At 65.2% G+C, this 19,078-nt stretch carries 19 protein-coding genes and 1 pseudogene; 12 read left to right on the top strand and 8 right to left on the bottom strand.

The genetic code is table 11. The features are described 5' to 3' along the window. The first annotated feature begins 14 nt into the window (after positions 1 to 14). The 8 genes from P9228_RS05540 to P9228_RS05505 all read left to right on the top strand — a co-directional run bounded on the left by P9228_RS05540 (position 15) and on the right by P9228_RS05505 (position 8,787). Entirely contained in the window at positions 15 to 602 is a 588-nt protein-coding gene (locus P9228_RS05540) for an amino acid synthesis family protein (protein ID WP_067328500.1), read from the top strand. Continuing rightward, a complete protein-coding gene (locus P9228_RS05535; RefSeq protein WP_278052642.1) occupies positions 595 to 2,388 on the top strand; it encodes an alpha/beta fold hydrolase in 1,794 nt (597 codons plus the stop codon). Before P9228_RS05540 ends, P9228_RS05535 begins: the two co-directional genes overlap by 8 nt. After that, entirely contained in the window at positions 2,385 to 3,422 is a 1,038-nt protein-coding gene (locus tag P9228_RS05530) for an LLM class flavin-dependent oxidoreductase (RefSeq protein ID WP_278052641.1), read from the top strand. Before P9228_RS05535 ends, P9228_RS05530 begins: the two co-directional genes overlap by 4 nt. 22 nt (positions 3,423 to 3,444) lie before the next feature. Next, positions 3,445 to 4,917 (top strand): aldehyde dehydrogenase, encoded by a 1,473-nt coding sequence (locus P9228_RS05525; RefSeq protein ID WP_278052640.1) that lies wholly within the window; start codon positions 3,445 to 3,447, stop codon positions 4,915 to 4,917. A gap of 65 nt (positions 4,918 to 4,982) precedes the next feature. Further along, positions 4,983 to 5,987: an ABC transporter substrate-binding protein gene (locus P9228_RS05520; protein WP_278052639.1), complete on the top strand. Its 1,005-nt coding sequence runs from the start codon at positions 4,983 to 4,985 to the stop codon at positions 5,985 to 5,987. A gap of 61 nt (positions 5,988 to 6,048) precedes the next feature. After that, a complete protein-coding gene (locus tag P9228_RS05515; RefSeq protein WP_278052638.1) occupies positions 6,049 to 6,909 on the top strand; it encodes an ABC transporter permease in 861 nt (286 codons plus the stop codon). 1 nt (position 6,910) lies between these two features. Further along, a complete protein-coding gene (locus P9228_RS05510) occupies positions 6,911 to 7,711 on the top strand; it encodes an ABC transporter permease (RefSeq protein WP_278052637.1) in 801 nt (266 codons plus the stop codon). After that, the gene (locus P9228_RS05505; protein ID WP_278052636.1) at positions 7,708 to 8,787 is read left to right on the top strand and encodes an ABC transporter ATP-binding protein; all 1,080 of its coding nucleotides are present in this window, start codon (positions 7,708 to 7,710) and stop codon (positions 8,785 to 8,787) included. The genes P9228_RS05510 and P9228_RS05505 overlap by 4 nt, the downstream gene beginning before the upstream one ends. 12 nt (positions 8,788 to 8,799) lie before the next feature. On the opposite strand, the gene P9228_RS05500 is transcribed toward P9228_RS05505, so the two are convergent. Continuing rightward, the gene (locus P9228_RS05500) at positions 8,800 to 8,973 is read right to left on the bottom strand and encodes a hypothetical protein (protein ID WP_278052635.1); all 174 of its coding nucleotides are present in this window, start codon (positions 8,971 to 8,973) and stop codon (positions 8,800 to 8,802) included. A gap of 42 nt (positions 8,974 to 9,015) precedes the next feature. Beyond that, entirely contained in the window at positions 9,016 to 9,207 is a 192-nt protein-coding gene (locus P9228_RS05495) for a hypothetical protein (RefSeq protein ID WP_278052634.1), read from the bottom strand. A gap of 22 nt (positions 9,208 to 9,229) precedes the next feature. Between P9228_RS05495 and P9228_RS05490 the strand changes: the two genes are divergently transcribed. Then, entirely contained in the window at positions 9,230 to 9,541 is a 312-nt protein-coding gene (locus P9228_RS05490) for a DAK2 domain-containing protein (RefSeq protein WP_336618889.1), read from the top strand. An 88-nt stretch (positions 9,542 to 9,629) separates the two neighbouring features. On the opposite strand, the gene P9228_RS05485 is transcribed toward P9228_RS05490, so the two are convergent. Continuing rightward, the gene (locus P9228_RS05485; RefSeq protein WP_278052633.1) at positions 9,630 to 10,487 is read right to left on the bottom strand and encodes a LysR family transcriptional regulator; all 858 of its coding nucleotides are present in this window, start codon (positions 10,485 to 10,487) and stop codon (positions 9,630 to 9,632) included. 128 nt (positions 10,488 to 10,615) lie between these two features. Between P9228_RS05485 and P9228_RS05475 the strand changes: the two are divergent. From P9228_RS05475 to P9228_RS05465, 3 genes and pseudogenes are all read left to right on the top strand, one after another. Further along, positions 10,616 to 11,697 (top strand): annotated as a pseudogene (locus P9228_RS05475) (amidohydrolase family protein). A gap of 11 nt (positions 11,698 to 11,708) precedes the next feature. After that, positions 11,709 to 12,062 (top strand): Rieske (2Fe-2S) protein, encoded by a 354-nt coding sequence (locus tag P9228_RS05470; RefSeq protein ID WP_066994002.1) that lies wholly within the window; start codon positions 11,709 to 11,711, stop codon positions 12,060 to 12,062. A gap of 299 nt (positions 12,063 to 12,361) precedes the next feature. Continuing rightward, a complete protein-coding gene (locus tag P9228_RS05465; RefSeq protein ID WP_278052888.1) occupies positions 12,362 to 13,261 on the top strand; it encodes a dihydrodipicolinate synthase family protein in 900 nt (299 codons plus the stop codon). Positions 13,262 to 13,311: 50 nt separating this feature from the next. Here the strand turns inward: P9228_RS05465 and P9228_RS05460 are convergent, their stop codons facing one another. From P9228_RS05460 to P9228_RS05440, 5 genes are read right to left on the bottom strand one after another with little or no spacing between them, the layout of a single operon-like run. Next, positions 13,312 to 13,974, bottom strand: coding sequence for a TetR/AcrR family transcriptional regulator (locus tag P9228_RS05460; RefSeq protein WP_278052631.1), 663 nt, complete (start codon positions 13,972 to 13,974; stop codon positions 13,312 to 13,314). Between the two features lie 52 nt (positions 13,975 to 14,026). After that, the gene (locus P9228_RS05455; RefSeq protein ID WP_278052630.1) at positions 14,027 to 14,551 is read right to left on the bottom strand and encodes a hypothetical protein; all 525 of its coding nucleotides are present in this window, start codon (positions 14,549 to 14,551) and stop codon (positions 14,027 to 14,029) included. Continuing rightward, a complete protein-coding gene (locus P9228_RS05450; protein ID WP_278052629.1) occupies positions 14,544 to 17,423 on the bottom strand; it encodes a sarcosine oxidase subunit alpha family protein in 2,880 nt (959 codons plus the stop codon). Before P9228_RS05450 ends, P9228_RS05455 begins: the two co-directional genes overlap by 8 nt. Next, entirely contained in the window at positions 17,420 to 17,689 is a 270-nt protein-coding gene (locus tag P9228_RS05445; protein ID WP_067322843.1) for a sarcosine oxidase subunit delta, read from the bottom strand. Before P9228_RS05445 ends, P9228_RS05450 begins: the two co-directional genes overlap by 4 nt. Positions 17,690 to 17,702: 13 nt before the next feature. Beyond that, on the bottom strand, positions 17,703 to 18,956 hold the full coding sequence (locus P9228_RS05440) for a sarcosine oxidase subunit beta family protein (RefSeq protein ID WP_278052628.1): 1,254 nt from the start codon (positions 18,954 to 18,956) through the stop codon (positions 17,703 to 17,705). Positions 18,957 to 19,078 lie beyond the last annotated feature (122 nt).

The raw sequence follows: 19,078 nt of genomic DNA, 5'->3' as shown, positions 1-19,078 counted from the left end.
TGACAGAGGTTTCCATGCAGCCGGCCATTCGCAAGATCGTCACTTACAGCGAGAACACGCTGATCGAAGGCGGCAAGGCAGCATCCAAGCCGCTGCGCCTGATCGGCGTCGCCGCCGTGCTGACGAACCCCTGGGCGGGTCGCGGCTTCATCGAGGATCTTTCGCCCGAGATCCGCGCCTTTGCGCCGGTGCTTGGAGAAACCCTGACCCGCGAGATCGTTGCCGCCGCCGGCTCGGCCGAGGCGATCGAGGGCTACGGCAAGGCCGCGATCTGCGGCACGTCGGGCGAGATCGAGCATGCCTCGGCGCTGATCCACACACTGCATTTCGGCAATCATTATCGCCGCGCCGTCGCCGCCAAGACCTATCTCGCCTTCACCAATCTGCGTGGTGGGCCGAACACACCGATCATGATTCCGCTGATGGACAAGAATGACGAGGGCCGCCGCTCGCACTATCTGACCGTGCATTTCCAGATCGGCGACGCACCGGCGCCGGACGAGTTGGTCGTGGCGCTCGGTGCTTCGATCGGCGGCCGTCCTCACCATCGCATCGGCGACCGCTATCAGGACCTCAAGGAAGTGGGCGACCTGCATGGATGACGCCGTCGCACCTGGATGGACCCGGGCAGCCGCGCCCGACGGAACCGGCTTTATCCGCGCCGGATCGGGCGCGCCGGTGCTGTTCATCCACGGCGTCGGCATGAACGCGACGATCTGGCAGCCGCAGATCCAGCGGATGGCTGACCGCTTCGACCTGATCGCCATCGACATGCTTGGCCACGGTCGCTCGCCGCTGCCGCCGCAGGAGCCGGAACTCGCCGACTATGCCGCGCAGGCGATCCGGCTGCTCGATCATCTCGGCCTCGACAAGGCGTCCGTCGTCGGTCACTCGATGGGGGCTTTGGTCGCGCAGGAACTCGCGCTGCTAGCGCCGAAGCGCATCCGCCGTGTCGTGTCGCTCAACGCCGTGTTCCGTCGTCCGCCTGATCTGGCCCAAGCCGTGCTCGAGCGCGCGGCGGCGCTCACCGGCCACGGCGATGCGGCGGGGGTCGCCCAGACCATCGCCCGCTGGTTCGGCGATCCGGTTCCGGCCGAGCTCACGGCGGCGGCCGAGAAGGCGGCGGCAGCGTTGAGCGAGGTCGATCCCGAAGGCTACGCCCGCACTTATCGCCTGTTCGCCCGTGCCGACCGCGACCACGCCGAGCGCCTGCAGACCCTGGCCATGCCGGCCCTGTTCATCACCGGCTCCGAGGACAAGAACTCCTCGCCGGCAATGTCGGCCGCCATGGCCAGGCTCGCGCCGCATGGCCGCTGCACCGTTCTCGCCGGCCAAAGGCACATGATGGCGGTGGCGGCACCGGATCTCACCTCACGATGCATCGCCAAGTTCCTGAACGAAGGTGAAAGCCTGGAGCAAGGAGCAGCAGCGGACGCCAGCTTCGACAGCGGCGAGTTCCGGCGTGCGCTCGGCTCCTTCCTAACAGGCGTCACCATCGTCACCACGATCGGCGCGGAAGGCGAGCCGCGCGGGTTCACCGCCAACTCGTTCACATCGGTGTCGCTTGATCCGCCGCTGGTGCTGGTCTGCATCGCCCACAAGGCGCTCGGTCATCCGGTGTTCGCGACATCGAAGAGCTTCGCCATCAACATTTTGAACGAGACCCAGAAAGCGGCCTCCGGCATCTTCGCCTCGAAGGCAGCGGATAAATTCGCGTCGGTCGACTGGCGCCCGGGGAAGACCGGCAGTCCGGTTCTCGACGGCTCGGTCGCAACCTTCGACTGCGATATGGAGCGGTTGGTCGAGGCGGGCGACCATTCGATCCTGATCGGCCGCGTCCGCGACTTCCAGCACAATACCTCGCAGCCTCTCGGCTATTGCCGCGGCGCCTACATCACGCCCGGGCTGAGTCAGGAGGCGCTGGCCGCCGCCCAGCCCGGCACCGATGTCGGCGCCATCCTCGAAAACGGCGGCCGTATCCTGTTCCTCGAAACGCCAGACGGCTTCCTCGAACTGCCGCGCGGCCGGGGGCTGGGCTCGGCAAGCGACGGCAAGAGCCTCAACGGGCTTCTGGCCGCAAAGGCCATCGAGGCCCAGCTCGGCTTCCTCTTCGCCGTATGGGACGACGCGGGCAATCCCTCGCGCACCCATGTTTACTATCGCGGTACCTTCGACGTGCCGGCTTCCAGCGATCGAGGCATCCGGCTGATCGACATCGACGCGATCGACGGCTTGAAGATCGCCGATCCGGCCATCCGCTCGATGCTCACCCGCTATGTGCGCGAATGCACTGAAGACGCATTCGGCGTCTATGTCGGCAACGAGGTCGAAGGCGAGGTAAGGCCGCTCGCCAGGACCGCCGCCCTCAATACAGGTGACCAGGGATGAAGTTCTCGCTCTTCGTGCATATGGAACGCTCGGATCTCGCCAAGCCGCATTCGGAGTTGTTGCGCGAGTTGGGTGAGCTGGTCCTGCTGGCGGAACAGGCGGGCTTCGAGACCGCCTGGATCGGCGAGCATCACGGGATGGAGTTCACCATCTCGCCCAATCCATTCATCAACATCGCCTATCTTGCGGCCAAGACCAGCCGCATCCGCCTAGGCACCGGAACCATCATCGCGCCCTTCTGGCACCCGATCAAGCTTGCCGGCGAGGCGGCGATGACCGACGTGATTGCCGGCGGCCGGCTCGACATCGGCATCGCCCGGGGCGCCTACAGCTACGAATATCAGCGCGTCTTCCCCGGGCTCGATGCCTGGGGCGCCGGGCAGCGCATGCGCGAGATCATTCCGGCGATCCGAGGTCTCTGGGACGGCGACTACGAGCACTGCGGCGAATTCTGGCAGTTCCCGCCAACCACCTCCTCTCCCAAACCCCTGCAAAAGCCCTACCCGCCGATCTGGGTGGCGGCGCGCGATCCGAACTCGCACGACTTCGCTGTCGCCAACGGATGCAAGGTCCAAGTGACGCCACTGGCGTCCGGCGACGATGAGGTTGCAAGCCTCATGCAGCGGTTTAACGACGCCTGCGCCGCGCATCCTGAAATCCCGCGTCCGCAAATCATGCTCTTGATGCACACGTTCGTCGCCGAGGACGCCGCCGATGCCGATCGGCTGAGCCAGGATCTGTCGAACTTCTACTGCCAGTTCGGCGCCTGGTTCCAGAACAAGAAGCCGGTGCACCAGGGCATTTTGGAACCGCTGAGCGCCGAAGAGATCGCGGCCATGCCGCAATACACGCCGGACAAGATGCGCCAGAACCTGGTGATCGGCGAGGCGCACGAGGTGGTCGCGCGGCTGGAAGCCTATGAGACGCTAGGCTTCGACCAGTACTCGATCTGGATCGACAGCGGCCTTTCGCACGAGCGCAAGAAGAAATCGCTGCAATTGTTCATCGACCGGGTGATGCCGGCCTTCATCTGATCGCGAACGAACGGGCAAGGCCATGACCGACGCCGCATTCAGGAACTTCATCGACGGCCGCTTCGACGAGCCGTCGGCCAGCTTCGACAGCGTCGATCCGTCGACCGGTGCGCCATGGGCGAAGATGCCGGCTGCAAGCGAAGCCGATGTCGACCGCGCCGTCGAGGCCGCGCATCGTGCGCTGCGCACCGGCCCTTGGGCATCGATGACAGCAACCGCGCGAGGCAAGCTGCTGGTCAGGCTCGGCGATCTCGTGGCCGCCAATGCGGGCCGCCTGGCCGAGCTGGAGACGCGCGACACCGGCAAGATCATCCGCGAGACGCGCGCCCAGATCGCCTATGTCGGCGACTATTACCGCTACTATGGCGGACTCGCCGACAAGCACGAAGGCGCGCATGTGCCGATCGACAAGGCCGATCTCGACGTCACCATCCGCCGCGAGCCGATCGGCGTGGTCGCCGCGGTGGTGCCGTGGAACTCGCAGCTTTTCCTCTCGGCGGTCAAGCTCGGCCCGGCGCTTGCCGCGGGCTGCACGGTGGTGCTCAAGGCCTCAGAGGACGGCCCGGCACCGTTGCTCGCCTTCGCCGAGTTGGTCAGCGAAGCAGGCTTTCCGGCCGGCACCGTCAATATCCTCACGGGCTTCGGCCAGGAGTGCGGACGGCGCCTGACCAGTCATCCGCTGGTCTCGCGCGTCGCTTTCACCGGCGGCCCGGCCACGGCGCGCGCCATCGTCAGGAACACGGCGGAAAACCTCGCGCACACGACGCTCGAGCTCGGCGGCAAGAGCCCGGTCGTCGTCTTCGCCGACGCCGACCTCGACAGCGCCGCCAATGCGGTCGTCGCCGGCATCTTTGCGGCGACCGGACAGAGCTGCGTCGCCGGTTCGCGCCTGCTGATCGAGCGTACCGTAAGACAAGAATTCCTTGGTCGGTTGAAGCGCAAGGCCGAAGCGATCCGCATCGGCGATCCTCAGGATCCGGCCACCGAGATGGGGCCGCTCGCGACCCTGCGCCAGCGCGACCGGATCGAGACCATCGTGGCCGAAAGCCTCGCCGCCGGGGGCACGCTGGTCACCGGCGGCAGGCGCCCCGACGCCGGCGCCGGCTTCTACTATGCGCCGACGATCATCGATGCCGGTGATAGCAACCTGCCCTGCGTACGCGAGGAATTGTTCGGGCCGGTGTTGAGCGTGCTCGCCTTCGACACCGAGGCCGAGGCATTGGCTCTAGCCAACGACACGCCCTTCGGTCTCGCCTCCGGCGTCTTCACCTCGAATCTCGGCAAGGCGCACCGCATGGCGCGCGACATCCGTGCCGGCGTCGTCTGGGTCAACACCTATCGCGCCGTGTCGCCGCTCGTTCCCTTCGGCGGCTACGGGTTGTCGGGTCTTGGCCGCGAAGGCGGGCTCGACGCCATCCGCGACTACACGCGCTCGAAATCGGTCTGGATCAAGACCTCGGACGAGCCGATTCCCGATCCCTTCGTCATGCGCTGAGAACGCATGCCGAGGGTGCAGCGACAAGAACAAGAAACGGAACAGAGAAATCAGAGGAGAATGACATGAGACTGATCTTAGCCGGCGTGCTCGCCGGGCTGCTATCGGCAACCGCCGCCAAGGCCGACGAAATGGTATTCACCAGCTGGGGCGGCACCACGCAGGAAGCGCAGACCAAGTCCTGGGCCGAGCCGTTCGCGGCGAGCTCCGGCATCAAGGTGCTGCAGGACGGCCCGACCGACTACGGCAAGCTGAAGGCCATGGTCGACGCCAAGAACGTGACCTGGGACGTGGTCGACGTGGAAATGGATTTCGCCATCAAGGCCGCCAAGGACGGGCTGCTCGAGCCGATCGACTTCGCCGCCGTGCCGAAGGCCGATCTCGACCCGCGCTTCAGCAACGAGCATGCCGTCGGCAGCTTCTACTATTCCTTCGTGCTGGCCTGGAACAAGGGCGCCGTTTCGGGTGAGCCGACAAGCTGGGCCGACATGTTCGACACCAAGAAGTTTCCCGGCAAACGGACCTTCTACAAATGGTCGGCGCCGGGCGTGATCGAGATCGCGCTGCTCGCCGACGGCGTGCCGGCGGACAAGCTCTATCCGCTCGATCTCGAGCGCGCTTTCAAGAAGCTCGACACGATCAAGTCGGATATCGTCTGGTGGGGCGGCGGCGCGGAGTCGCAGCAGCTCATCGCTTCGGGCGAGGCTGCCTTCGGGCAGCTCTGGAACGGCCGTGTCTTCGCGCTCGAGAAGGACGGCGCCGATGTCGGCGTCTCCTGGAACCAGAACCTCACCGCCGCTGACGTTCTCGTCGTGCCGAAGGGCGCCAAGAACAAGGACAGCGCGATGAAATTCCTCGCCGCCGCGACCAGCCCGACCGGCCAGGCGAAATTCGCCGAGGCAAGCGGCTACGCGCCGATCAACACCAAGGCCAAGGCGGAAATGCCCGCCGACGTGGTGAAAGGGCTGCCCGACGCGCACGTCGAGGGTCAGATCAATCTCGACGTGAACTACTGGGCCGAGCACCGCGACGAGATCGCCACGCGCTGGTACGCCTGGCAGACCAAGTAGCGCCACAGCAAGCCGGAGGCGCGGCAAGCCGCGCCCCCTTCGGGACGACGGGAACCGCTCGATGCAAGCACACTCCCTCAGCCGCGGCTCGGTTGCCGGCCTGCCGGCCGGCAGCGGCGGCGCCCTGCCGGCCTTGGTGCTGGTCGGCCTGTTCTTTGTCGTGCCGGTGGTCGCGCTCTTGCTGCGCAGCGTCACCGATCCCGAGCTCGGCCTGCAGAACTATGCCGCGCTGTTCGGCAGCGGCACTTATGTGCGGGTGTTTCTCAACACCTTCCTGGTCGCGGCCGTCGTCACCGTCGTGACCATCCTCGTCGCGTTTCCGGTCGCCTGGATGCTGGCGATCATGCCGCCGGCGCTCGGTTCGGTCGTCTTCGGCATCATCATCCTGTCGATGTGGACGAATCTCCTCACCCGCACCTATGCCTGGATGGTGCTTTTGCAGCGCACCGGTGTGATCAACCGGGCGCTGATGGGGCTCGGCGTCATCCAGGAGCCGCTGCCGCTCATCAATAATTTGACCGGCGTCACCATCGGCATGGTCTACATCATGCTGCCCTTCATGATCCTGCCGCTGGTCGGCACGCTGCGCGCCATCGATCCGATGACGCTGCGCGCCGCCGCCCTTTGCGGCGCAAGCCCGTCGCAGGCATTCCGCCGCATCCTGCTACCGCTGTCGCTGCCCGGCATCGCCGCCGGCGGGCTGATGGTCTTCGTCATGTCGCTCGGCTATTTCGTGACGCCCGCGCTGCTCGGCGGCACATCGAACATGATGCTCGCCGAAATGATCGCCCAGACGGTGCAGTCGCTGCTCAACTGGGGGCTCGGAGGTGCTGCGGCCTTCGTGCTGCTCGCCGTCACCATGGTGCTCTACGCGATCCAATTGCGCATGGTCGGCGCCAGGCGCCTCGCCGGAGGGCTCTAAGATGCTGCTCGACTACGACCGGCTCGGATGGCTGCGTGCGGCGCTCGCCGGCTTCACTGCGCTCATCGCGGCTTTCCTTCTGTTACCGGTGGTCCTCATCGTCCTGTTGTCGTTCGGCTCGTCGCGCTGGCTGGCCTTTCCGCCACCCGGCTGGACGCTGAAATGGTATCAGGAACTGCTCGCCGACCCGGCCTGGGTCGACGCCGCTTTGACCAGCGCGAAGATCGCCGCGATGGCCGCCATCCTCGCGGTTCTGATCGGCCTGCTCGCCTCCTTTAGCCTGGTCAGGGGCGAGTTTCGCGGCCGGCAGCTCCTGCGCGGCCTGCTGCTGACGCCGATGGTGCTGCCGGTGGTGGTTTTCGCCATCGCCATCTACGCCTTTTTCCTGCGCATCGGGCTCGCCGGCACGACGATCGGTTTCGTCATCGCCCACACGATCCTGGCGCTGCCCTTCGCCATCATTCCGATCGCCACCGCGCTCGAAGGTTTCGACAAATCCATCGAGGACGCGGCGATCGTGTGCGGCGCCAGTCCGCTGCAGGCAAGGCTCAGGATCACCCTGCCCTCGATCCGCATCGGCATCTTCTCGGCGGCGATCTTTTCCTTCCTCGCCTCATGGGACGAGGTGGTGGTGGCGATCTTCATGGCGAGCCCGACCCTGCAGACCTTGCCGGTGAAGATCTGGGGCAGCCTGCGTGCCGATCTGAGCCCGGTCGTCGCCGCCGCCTCCAGCCTGCTCGTCGGCCTCACTCTCGCCCTGATGATCGTCACCGCACTCCTTCGCAGAAGACTGTCCAGATGACCCAGCCATTCCTGTCCATCCGCGCGGTGAGAAAGGCGTTCGGCGCCTTCGTCGCCGTCCACGACGTCACCATCGATGTGCCGAAGGGCGAATTCCTGACCTTTCTCGGGCCGTCAGGCTCCGGCAAGTCGACGACGCTCTATGCGATCGCCGGTTTCCAGGATCCGACGTCGGGCGACGTGCTTTTGGAAGACAAGTCGCTGCTTTCGGTGCCGTCGCACAAGCGCAACATCGGCATGGTGTTCCAGCGCTACACGCTGTTCCCGCATCTGAGCGTCGCCGAGAACGTAGCCTTTCCGCTGCGGGTGCGCCGCCGGCCGGATGCCGAAGTGAAGCGCAAGGTCGCCGATATGCTGGCGCTGGTGCGCCTGGAAAAATTCGCTGAGCGCTATCCCGGCGCGCTGTCCGGCGGCCAGCAGCAGCGCGTGGCGCTTGCCCGCGCGCTCGCCTACGATCCCCCGATCCTGTTGATGGACGAGCCGCTCTCGGCCCTCGACAAGAAACTGCGCCAGGAAATCCAGGCCGAGATCCGCCGCATCCACCGCGAGACCGGCGTCACCATCCTCTATGTCACGCACGACCAGGAAGAGGCGCTGCACCTTTCCGACCGCATCGCCTTGTTCAAGGAAGGCCGCATCGAGCAGATCGGCACCGGCGAGGACCTTTATCTCAGACCAGCGAGCGAGTTCGTCGCTGGCTTCATCGGCAATTCCAACTTCCTGCCGGCGGAGCACCTCGAAACAGAGAACGGCGTTGCCTTGGTGCGGTTGGCCGATGGCTCGATCGTCAAGGGCGTGAAAGCCACACAGGCGCTCGGCCGCGGCCAAAAGGCCAGACTGATGGTGCGGCCGGAAGCGTTCCGCCTGACCCCCATGGAGGGGAATGCATCGCTTGCCGTCGAGATCGTCGACACCGCCTTCTTCGGCGATCGCCGACGCGTCGTGGCGCGCACCGGGTCGGGCGACGAGATCGACGTCAGGCCAACTTCGGATACAGCCGAACCGGGCGGCACCGATGCCGCTTCGGGACGGCAGATTTTCTTCGATCCCGCTACGGCCTTCCTGTTTCCGGTCTGAAGCCGGGCTGGGTCATCCCCGCGACTGGCTCGCCGCCATCCAGTGCCACGTCGTCACAACCGCGACATGGCCGGCGTCCCCGATCACTCCGTCGAGCGCGCAGAGCCTGTCGCGTTCCGTCGCCATCCGCTCGGAGAAAGTGCCGAAAAGGATCTCGATGACGAATTGCAACGCATGATCGACCATCCGTGCGACTGCGCCATGTTCCGGAGCTGAGCGAGATGGACTTCACGTCCGGGGATTTGAAAGCCCGCCGACCACGGCGTCGCCATGGAACAAGGCATGAAAGCCGCGGCCGAAGCGGCGCAAGCCGCCGAAGGCACGCTGCGGGATATATTCAATACCGCGGCCAAAGGCTTTCTCAACGCAGTCGGCGCCTCCTCCGGACCGCTCTACGCAACCGCGCTTTTGCGCGGTCAAGGCCGCGGGTCCGCGCGCATCGATGCCGACCGGCGAGTTGCGTACCATCATTGCGGCGATGCGCGACGGCATCGCCCAGCGTGGCAAGGCGGAACCCGGCCAGAGGACAATGCTCGACGCCTGGGGGCCGACCGCCGACGCGGCAGTCAATGGCCGCAACGCCGATGCCATAGCCGCCGCTGCCCGCCGGGGCGCGGAAGCGACGCGCGACATGATCGCAACCGTCGGTCGCGCCGCGCGTCTCGGCGAGCGCTCGCTCGGCAATGCGGACCCCGGCTCGGTCTCGGCCGCAATGCTGGTCGAAGAAATCTGCAGGGCGATAAAGATCGCTTAGGCGGTGTGCCGCCATGCGATCAGCACTTGCCAGCAGGCCTGCATTCGATACAGGAGGCGCTTCAGCCGTTTACGATCGATTGTATCGATCAACTCTCCAGCGACATGACGGCAAGGTGAAGCGCGCGGACGCCCTTCTTAATGATCGGCTCATGTCGGCGTCGGGCGAGGACCGCCGTGTAGACGGGCTGATGCAGAGTTGGAGCTTCTTCCACGATGTGGGAGGGGCGCTCGGCGGCGAAGCGTCGCGCATCGTCGGCGCGCATGTAGCATGTGCCGCCGGCCCGCCGCAGCATATTGTCCGCAAGCGTCTCGGAGCCCATCGAAAGCCGGCACGCAGTCAGGTTTGGCAGCGCCTCGGCATGAGCCTTCTCGAGCACCACCGTGTAACCCGGCCGGATGTAACTGTCGGGGCTTACATCGCAAAGCCTGCGCGCCGTGGTCGAGACCATCACATATTCCTCGACCATGAGCTGGTCATATGTGATCTCGGGCAGGTAGCGCGGAGCATAAACAACGGCAATATCGAGGTTTCCCAGGCTTAGATCCGATATCATCTGCGGCGAATAATCGGATTCGACGTGGATCGAGGACCGGGGCAAGACTTGCAGCAGCATTTCCAGCCAACCAGGCAGGATCGAGCGGGTCATCCCGACCTGGGCAGCGACCCGTAGGCTGCCCTCGAACCTGTTGAAGGCGCGCACATCGTGACGCGCCTGGGACCAGGTCGACAGCATCGACCGCGCATAGGCCTCAAACCGCCGCCCTGCCGCCGTCGGCTCGGCACCGGCGCGGCCGCGGTGGAAGAGCTCGGATCCAACGGCGGTTTCTAGATTTTTGATACGGGTGCTGACCGTCGATTGCGTCAGTCCGAGGCGCTCCGCCGACCGGTTGAAGTTCCGCGATTCGATGATGTCCAGAAAGGTCTCGACCTGTTCCAGCTGCATGGGCCAGCCAATCGATTTTTACGATCGTATCGGCCCGATCATACGCTTGATCCAAACACTGACAAGGCGGAAGTTCGATGCAGGAATCCAGAGGCGTTCAGCGGCGCCCGCATCATCAAGAGGGACAAGTGTTCATAGTCGATTGCGATTGCCACAATTACTGGTCCAGCGCGACGGTGCTGGAGCCCTACCTGTCCGGCGTCTGGAAAGACATGTTCATCGAAGGCGAGAAGACCGGCCCCGTCGGCGCCTTTCCGCACGGCCATCGCCCCTGGTTTCATCCGCAGGATTTCTCCCGGAAGGACGTGCGGCCGAAGGTCGAGGCGGACAATTACCTGATCATGAAGGAGAAGCACCTCGATAAATACAATATCGGAGGGCAATCCTGACTGGCGACGAGCCGATCGAGGCTTCGACGCTGGCAAATCCCTATTACGCCAGCGCGCTGGTAAGCGCCTATAACGACTATCAGATCAATGAATGGCTGCCGAAAGACAGCCGCTTGATGGGCTCCATCGTCATCGCGCCGCAGGACCCACGCCTTGCGGCGGCGGAGATCCGGCGGCTCGGCGCGCATCCCCGGATGGCGCAAGTTCTGGCCTCCCAAGGCTCGGTGCGGCCGTATGGCGATCCGTTCTATCACCCGATCTTCGAGGCCTGTGCCGAGGTCGGCTTGCCGTTCGCCATACATCTTGGCGGGCATGGCGGCATCAACTGGAATGCCGTCGCGCCCGCGCCCACGACTTTCTTCTGGGAGACCCATGCGATCCTGCACATGTCGGCCATGTCGCATGTCGCGAGCATGATCGCGCATGGTGTGTTCGAAAAATGGCCGGATCTTTACTTTGTCGTCATCGAGTGCGGCATCGCCTGGGTGCCGTCGGTGCTCTGGCGACTTGACGCCGACTACAAAGCCCTGCGCAAGGAGACGCCATGGCTGAAGATGCTGCCGTCGGAATATTGTCGACGCAACATACGCTTCTCCACGCAACCATTGGAGCAACCGTCGAACGCCAAACACCTCTGGGCGATCCTGGAGGCGATGGACGGGGAGAACACGCTGCTGTTTGCGTCCGACTACCCGCATTGGGATTACGATGACGTCAACACGCTGCACATCCCGCCGGAATGGCGCGGCAAGGTGCTCGGCCAGAATGCGCTGGACGTCTACAAGCGGATCCCCCGCCCGCAAGCCGCCGCGGCAGCGTGACGAGGACCCAAATGGCCGAGAAGACGTATATTTGTCGCGCCGACGAGATCCAGGTCGGGACGCCATTCATCGCCAAGGTGCGCAGCCTGTCGATCGGCGTGTTCCGGATCGGCGATAGTTTCCATGCGCTGCTGAATGTTTGTCCTCACCGAGGCGCTCCGCTTTGCGAAGGGCCGCAATGCGGAACGACCGCTCCCGTCGAGGGACCCGAATTCATCTACCACCGCGAGAACGAAATCGTTCGCTGCGCCTGGCATGGGTGGGAGTTCGACATCCAGACGGGTGCGGCCCTGGTCAACCCGTCCGTTCGCGCGCGGACGTTCCCAGTCACCGTCGAGGCCGGGAGCATTTACGTGACGGCCTGACCAGAGCGGCGCGCGCCTTGGCGACCGGTTAGGCGCCGTTACCCGAAGCAGCCGTCTTATGCGCCCGGCTCTTGGCATGCTGCTGCTGGCGCCGATCGCATCGGCATCCGCTGCAATAGGCCGCTGACGGTCGGCGGCGGTTTTTTCGCGACAAACCGCTGGGCTATGGCGAAGACGCATTTGCGGCTTGGCAGGTCAACATGTGGCGTTAGAAATGGGAAGCTGGTGCCGACCGGCGATACGGCATGCGTCCCTTCTATGACGCCTCCGCCGGCCACACCCCAACCAAGGAGCATTCCATGACCTGGAGCGGCGTGTTTCCAGCAGTGACGACCAAGATGCAGGCTTCCGGCGCAGTCGACCTGAAAGCCACGCAAGCCAGCATCGAGCGGCTTGTTCAGAACGGCGTGTCGGGCGAAATCGTCCTGCCCATGCTTGGCGAGAATGCCACGCTGACACAGGCCGAGCGCGATGCCGTGGTTGCAGCAGCCAGGGAAGTCGTGGCGGGACGGGTGCCGCTGCTCTCCGGTCTTGCGGAATTGTCCACCGACGACGCGGCCGCGGCGGCTCGCAACTACCAGAAGCTCGGAGCCGAGGGGCTGATGACCTTCCCCAGTCTCGCCTATCGCACCGACCGCCATGAGACGGTGGCATGGTACAAGACCGTGGCCGAGGCCAGCGACCTGCCGGTGATGATCTACAACAATCCGCTCGCCTACAAGGTCGACGTCGACGTCGAGACGCTGAAGGCGCTGGTCGATGTTCCTGGCATCGTCGCCATCAAGGAAGAGACCGGCGATATCCGCAGGGTAACCGACCTGTTCAACGCCTTCGGCGACCGTTTCGACATCTTTTGCGGCGTCGACGATCTTATCCTTGAAAGCCTGACGCTCGGTGTCGCCGGCTGGGTTTCGGGCATGACCAATGCATGGCCGGCCGAGTGCGTATCGCTGTTCAACGCCGCCCACAACGGCGATTATGCGGTAGCGCTTCCGCTCTATCGGCTGATGACGCCGGCATTTCATCTCGATACGGACGTCAAGCTGGTGCAGTACATCAAATTCGCCGAGCATCTGGTGTACGGCGCTCCGGAACACGTTCGAAAGCCGCGCCTGCCGATCGGCGGCGAGGAACGGTCGAAGGTGGAAGCGGTCATCAGGAAGACGATTTCCGATCTCGCAGCGCTGAAACGTGTTTGAGAAACGTTTGCAGGTGACGGCGCTGCGGACCGCCGAGCAGTCGGCCATGGTCAACTGCCGGTTCGCACCCGCACCTTTTCGGCGAAGGCCTCCACCTCGCCCTGGCGAGGTTGCTTGCCGGTGTGCGTGAGCAGGTAGGCCGGCGTCAGAGACAGACGGTTGCTCACCGGCTCGACGATCTCGAGCGAGTAATAGCCGATCTGCGTGAAGTACAGCACGCGCGCCCGCACGAAGGCTTCGGTGTCTGCGTAACCGTGCCGCAAAAACATCGCCCGGATGGCACCGACCCGCGCATCGTCTTCCTCGTTCACGATACGATGGACCTTGGCGGACTGGCGCGACCAGGCACGCACGGCGAAGTCCAAGCGCGGATTGAACAGCCTCTCATCCAGCCAGCACTCGAAGACATTGAGCACGGCCTCAGTTATCGACGCGGCGGGCCGGCCGGCCTGCTCGAGGATGAAACGGGTGTTGTTGTTGCGCCAATAGTCGAGAAGCTGATCGAGCAGGTCCTGACGGCTCTTGAAGTACCAGTAGAAACTGGAACGGGAGACGTTCAGCTTCTGCCCGAGCGCGAGGACGCGCACCGCCTCCACGCCTTCGGAGATCAACGTCTCCAGCGCGAGCTTCATCCAGTCCTCGCGCGTCACCTTGGTGTTGCCGATCAGACCGGACCGTCGCACGACTGCATCTGCACTGGAATCGGAAGGCATGTCGGGCCGGCCAGGTTTGAATGCCGGCTAGATAGACCTGAAACCGCCCCCGCTACAATACTTGCACCTGTTCGAGCCACTCCCAAAGATACGGGGCAATGCTCCGGTCGACGTGCACACGCGCCCGATCGGGGTTGCCGAACCGGTAGAAGAGAACGCCGGCGCCGGCAAAAAGGATCGAAGCCGAGGGACTTGCCTGCCTCGGATCGAGCGCCGTTCCCCTGGCGACCAGACCGGCCAATCCCGGCCCTTTGATCTCGAAGACATGCAGCCCGGCATCCATGACCGTGACCGCGAAACCGGCCGCGTGCCAGCCGGCCGCGACGGGTAATGGCCGTCCGCTCACGGCGAGAATGCGATCGCGCGCGATGCGCACCATGTATTTGTCGCTGTTGGCAACCGTGCCGGCTTCGACCCCTTCCCCCGCGAGACCCGAAGCCTGCGCCCAAGCCGTCAGGTCGCCGCTGACCAGAAGCTGGTTCAGCCCGTCCAATGTGCGCACGCTAATCCCGTCCGTGTTCAGGACCGCGGTGGTCCAGTCGGGCGCTGGGGGCCATTTTTCGGCAAGGTTACGCATGCAGGCGGCTCCCTTCCGGATCGAAGGCGCAGGGCGCGACGATGGTGGCCCGGCGCAGGACGCCGAGATGCTGAACGTCGATCGTTTGGCCATGCCGCGCGGCACCCCGTTCGATGAGCGCCAGGGCGACCGGACGCCCGAGGGTCGGGCTTTGATAGCTGGAGGTGACGAAGCCGATGCTCCGGAGCCGGTCGCCGCTTTTCTCCACACCATGCGCGCCGGTCGCCAGCGGCGCCTCGCCTTCGCCGACAGCCAGGCCGACAAGCTGATTGCGATCGGTTCGGCTCGCCGCTTCGGTGAAAAGCGAGCGCCGGCCGACGAACTCACCTGTACGCTTGGTCCGCGGTCCCGCGACGCCGAGGTCGTGCGGCATGACGTTGCCGTCGGTGTCCTTGCCGATGACGATGAAGCCCTTCTCGGCGCGCAGGATCATCAGGGATTCAAGCCCGAGCAGCACGGCGTCGAACGCGCGGCCTTCCTGCTGCATTCTTGCCCAGAGCACCTCGGCCCGGTCGGCGCGGATGGAGATCTCGTAGCTTCGGTCGCCGGTGAAGGAGACCCGGGCAATGCGCACCTCGTCGCCGGCAAAGCGGCCGGCGGTAACCGCCATGTGCGGCAGGCTGGCATCGTCCAGCGCGGCACCCAGATCGAGCGCCTCTATCAGCCCGCACGCGTTCGGGCCCGAGACGGTCAGGGTGGCGTATTGGGCGGTGGCGTTGTGGATATAGACCGCATCGCGGCCGAAACGATCCTGCCGCCATTCTTCGAGACGCGCGTGGACAGCGGCGACATGCGACGACGAGCAGGAGACGATGAAGCGGTGCTCGTCGAGACGAACCAGCACACCGTCATCGAAGACGACGCCATTTTCCGACAGCATGAAACCGTAGCGGCAATGGCCGGGTTTGAGGGTCGACATGGTGTTGTAATAGATGAAGTCGACGAATTCGGCCGCGCGTGGACCGATCACCTCGATCTTGCCGAGCGTCGAGCCGTCGAAGAGCGCAACGGACTGCCGGGCGCGCCGCGCATCCTCCTGGATCGTGGCTCCGGCTTCGCCGCTTCCGTAATAGGCCGGCCTCAGCCAGCCGCCATATTCCTGGAACACTCCGCCTGCTGCGCGATGGTTTGCCTCCAGCGGTAGGCGACGGACCGGGGCGTGCATGCTGCCCCGACGCGCTCCCGCCAGGCTGGCGAACGGCACAGGCGTGAAAGGCGGCCGGTAGGTGGTGATGCCGACATCCGAGATGGCGCGGCCGGTAGCCGCGGCCAGCAGCGCCAGACCGTTCAGGTTCGACGTCTTGCCCTGGTCGGTCGCCATGCCAAGGGTCGTATAGCGCTTCAGGTGCTCGACGGAGACAAAATTCTCCCGCGCCGCCAGTTCGACGTCCTTGGCGGTGACGTCGCTCTGGTAGTCGATCCAGACGCGGCCCTTGGCTTTGGGCTTCGGCCACAGGCTGACGACGCCAAGCGTTCTTTCCTCGCCAGTGCTGCGAGGTGCCGGCGGCGCCGAGCCGAACCCGCCGAGGGCCGCCAGGCCGCTGGCCAAGGTCTCGGAAAGCGAGACCGTGCCGGCGACGGCGCCGGCTACGCCGATCCCCTCGATCGCTTCTGCGGGAATGAAAGCCGACAGTTGATCGCTCCAGGCGAGCTTGCCTTTTGCCTGCGAGAACAGATGCACGGTGGGTGTCCAGCCGCCCGAGACGAGCAGGCAATCGGCCGCAAGGGCGGTACCGTCGTCGAGCAGAACACTCTGAACGGCGTTGCGGCCGCGCGCCGCTGCAATGGCGCGTCCGGCGAGGGCCCGAATACCGCTCTTCGCCTGTACGCCACCCTCACGCCGGCAATCAACCACCGTCACCGAAGCGCCGGCCGCAGCCAGCGCCGAGGCCGGCTCGTAGGCGCTGTCATTGTTGGTTGCGACCACGATCTGCCGGCCGACAAGGACGCCATGCCTGCGCAGGTAGCTCAACGCCGCGTCAGCGGAGAGTATGCCCGGAAGGTCGTTGTTGGCGAACGGGACCGGCCGCTCGATCGCGCCCGTCGCCAGCACGATGCGGCGCGGGCGCACGCGCCACAGCGTGTCGGGTCGGCCGTCGCGGTGAAGCTGGTTGAGCGCGACCAGATTGTGATCATATAGGCCGAAGGCGGTCGTATCGCTGAGCACGAGATGCCCACTGCTCTTCAGCCGGGCCACCGTGGCATCGACCCATGCCGCACCCTTGGCACCGTCGACTTCGCCTACACGGTGGCGCAGCGACCCGCCGGGATGCGTCCGGTCGTCGACCAGGACGACCGAGTGCCCGGCTGCCGCCGCGCCGGCAGCCGCGGCGAGGCCGGCCGGTCCGGCGCCGACCACCAGGACGTCGCAATGGTGGTTGATCTGGTCCGAGACGTGACGCGGCTTCCAATTGCGGTCGACGACGCCGAGCCCGGCCATGGCGCGGATGCGCGGCTCGAACAGGTGCCAGTCCGGCCACATGAAGGTCTTGTAGTAGAATGCGGCGGGCAGGAAACGGGCAAGGCGGTCCAGCACCGCGTTGCGGTCGGCCAGCGCCGTCGGCGACGCGTTGACGCTCTTGACCGTGAGGCCGTCCCGCGCCGGCACGGTCGTTGCCCGCGCATTCGGCGCGCGGCCGCCGGCGCTTTCGACATCGACCAGCGCGTTGGGCTCCTCCACGCCGGATCCCCAGATGCCACGCGGCCGATGATATTTGAAGCTGCGGCCGACGATCGCCCGGCCGCTCGCCAGCAAGGCAGACGCGATCGTGTCGCCGGCAAAGCCGTCGACGCGCGTGCCGTCGAAAGTGAAGCTCAGCGGGCGGGCCCGATCGATGTCGCAGCCGCCATTGGCAAGACGCGAAGCGCTCATGCGCCATGCTCCGCGTCGCCGAGCACGGAGGAACCCGACACCTTGTGATTGACGCTGTCGCGGCTCATCGCAAAGCACTCGCCGCAGGTCAGGTGCATCCAGATCTCGCGAGTCGGCCCCTTCGGGTTGTTGCGCATATGGAGATAGCCGGCCCAGCGCTCGGCCGTCACGTCCCCGCCGTCGGGCCGCAAATTGCCGGCCTCGCCGCCATAGTGAAACTCGCTTTCTTCGCGCGGCCCGCAGAACGGACAGGGAAAGAGCTGCATCTTTTCTACACCTTCAATGGGCAATGCCGGAGCCGGCAGCCTCGTCGATCAGCCGGCCGCGGGCGAAGCGGTCGAGATCGAAAGGCCGGCTGATGTCGTGGTGCCTGCCGGTGGCAAGCAAATGGGCAAGCAGCGTGCCGCCGGCGGGAATCGCCTTGAAGCCGCCCGTGCCCCAGCCGCAATTGAGGAAAAGCCCGGGCAGTGGCGATTCGCCGATGATGGGCGAGGAATCGGGGACGACGTCGACGATGCCTGCCCATTGCCGCATCATCTTCAGCTGGCCGAAGATCGGGAACATTTCGAGCATGCCTGCGATCACGCCTTCCAGCACCGGCAAGTTGCCGCGCTGGCCATAGGACGGGATGCGGTCGAGCGCGCCGCCGATCACCAGTTCGCCCTTGTCCGATTGGCTGACATAGACGCCCGTATCCGGCGAGATCACCACCGTGTCGATGATCGGCTTGACCGGCTCGGACACGCAGGCCTGCAGTGCATAGGAATTGACCGGCAGCCGGAATCCCGCCTTCGCCGCCAGCACCGAGGAGTGGCCGGCCACCGCCATCCCCGTACGCTCGGCCCGGATTGCGCCGCGCGACGTGACGACCCCACGGCAGCGCCCGTTCTCAATGATAAAGTCGCTGATCTCGCAGTTCTGAATGATGTCGACGCCGAGACGGCTGGCGGCGCGCGCATAGCCCCAGGCGACAGCGTCATGACGGGCCGTGCCGCCGCTCGGCTGCCAGGTGCCGCCATAGACGGGGTAGCGGGCATCCGGGCCGAAATTGTAGATCGGCACCACCCGGCGGACGTCCTCGACCGAGAACAATTCGCAATCGATGCCGTTGACCTGGATGGCGTTGACGGACCGGGCAGCGGTTTCCATTCCCGCTTCGCTATGCGCGAGGGTGAGAATGCCGCGCGCGGAAAACATCACATTGTAGTTCAGATCCTTCGATAGCCTCTTGTAGAGACTATGCGCCAATCCGTAGATCGCCGCGCTTTCAGGGTAGAAGTAATTTGAGCGGACGACGGTTGTGTTGCGGCCGGTGTTGCCGCCGCCGATCCAGCCTTTCTCGAGCACCGCCACATTGGTGAGGCCGTGGTTCTTTGCGAGATAGTAAGCCGTGGCGAGGCCGTGGCCGCCACCGCCGACGATGACGGCGTCGTAACGCGGTTTGGGCTCCGGCGAGCGCCAGGCCTTCTCCCAGCCCGTCTGGCCGGCGACGCCTTCCTTGAATAGCGAAAGCGCTGAATAGTGCCTTGTCATGCGCTCAGGCCCGCATCACGTGAGCGATAGTGCAACGGGCCAAGAAACCTTGAGACGCCATATCGGCGGCGGAGTACCGAACCGGCGCAATCAACTCGCCCCGTCCTCGAAAGTCCATAACC

Source organism: Mesorhizobium sp. WSM4898, assembly GCF_029625845.1.
Lineage (GTDB): Bacteria > Pseudomonadota > Alphaproteobacteria > Rhizobiales > Rhizobiaceae > Mesorhizobium.
This window is presented reverse-complemented; position numbering and strand designations above follow the sequence as displayed.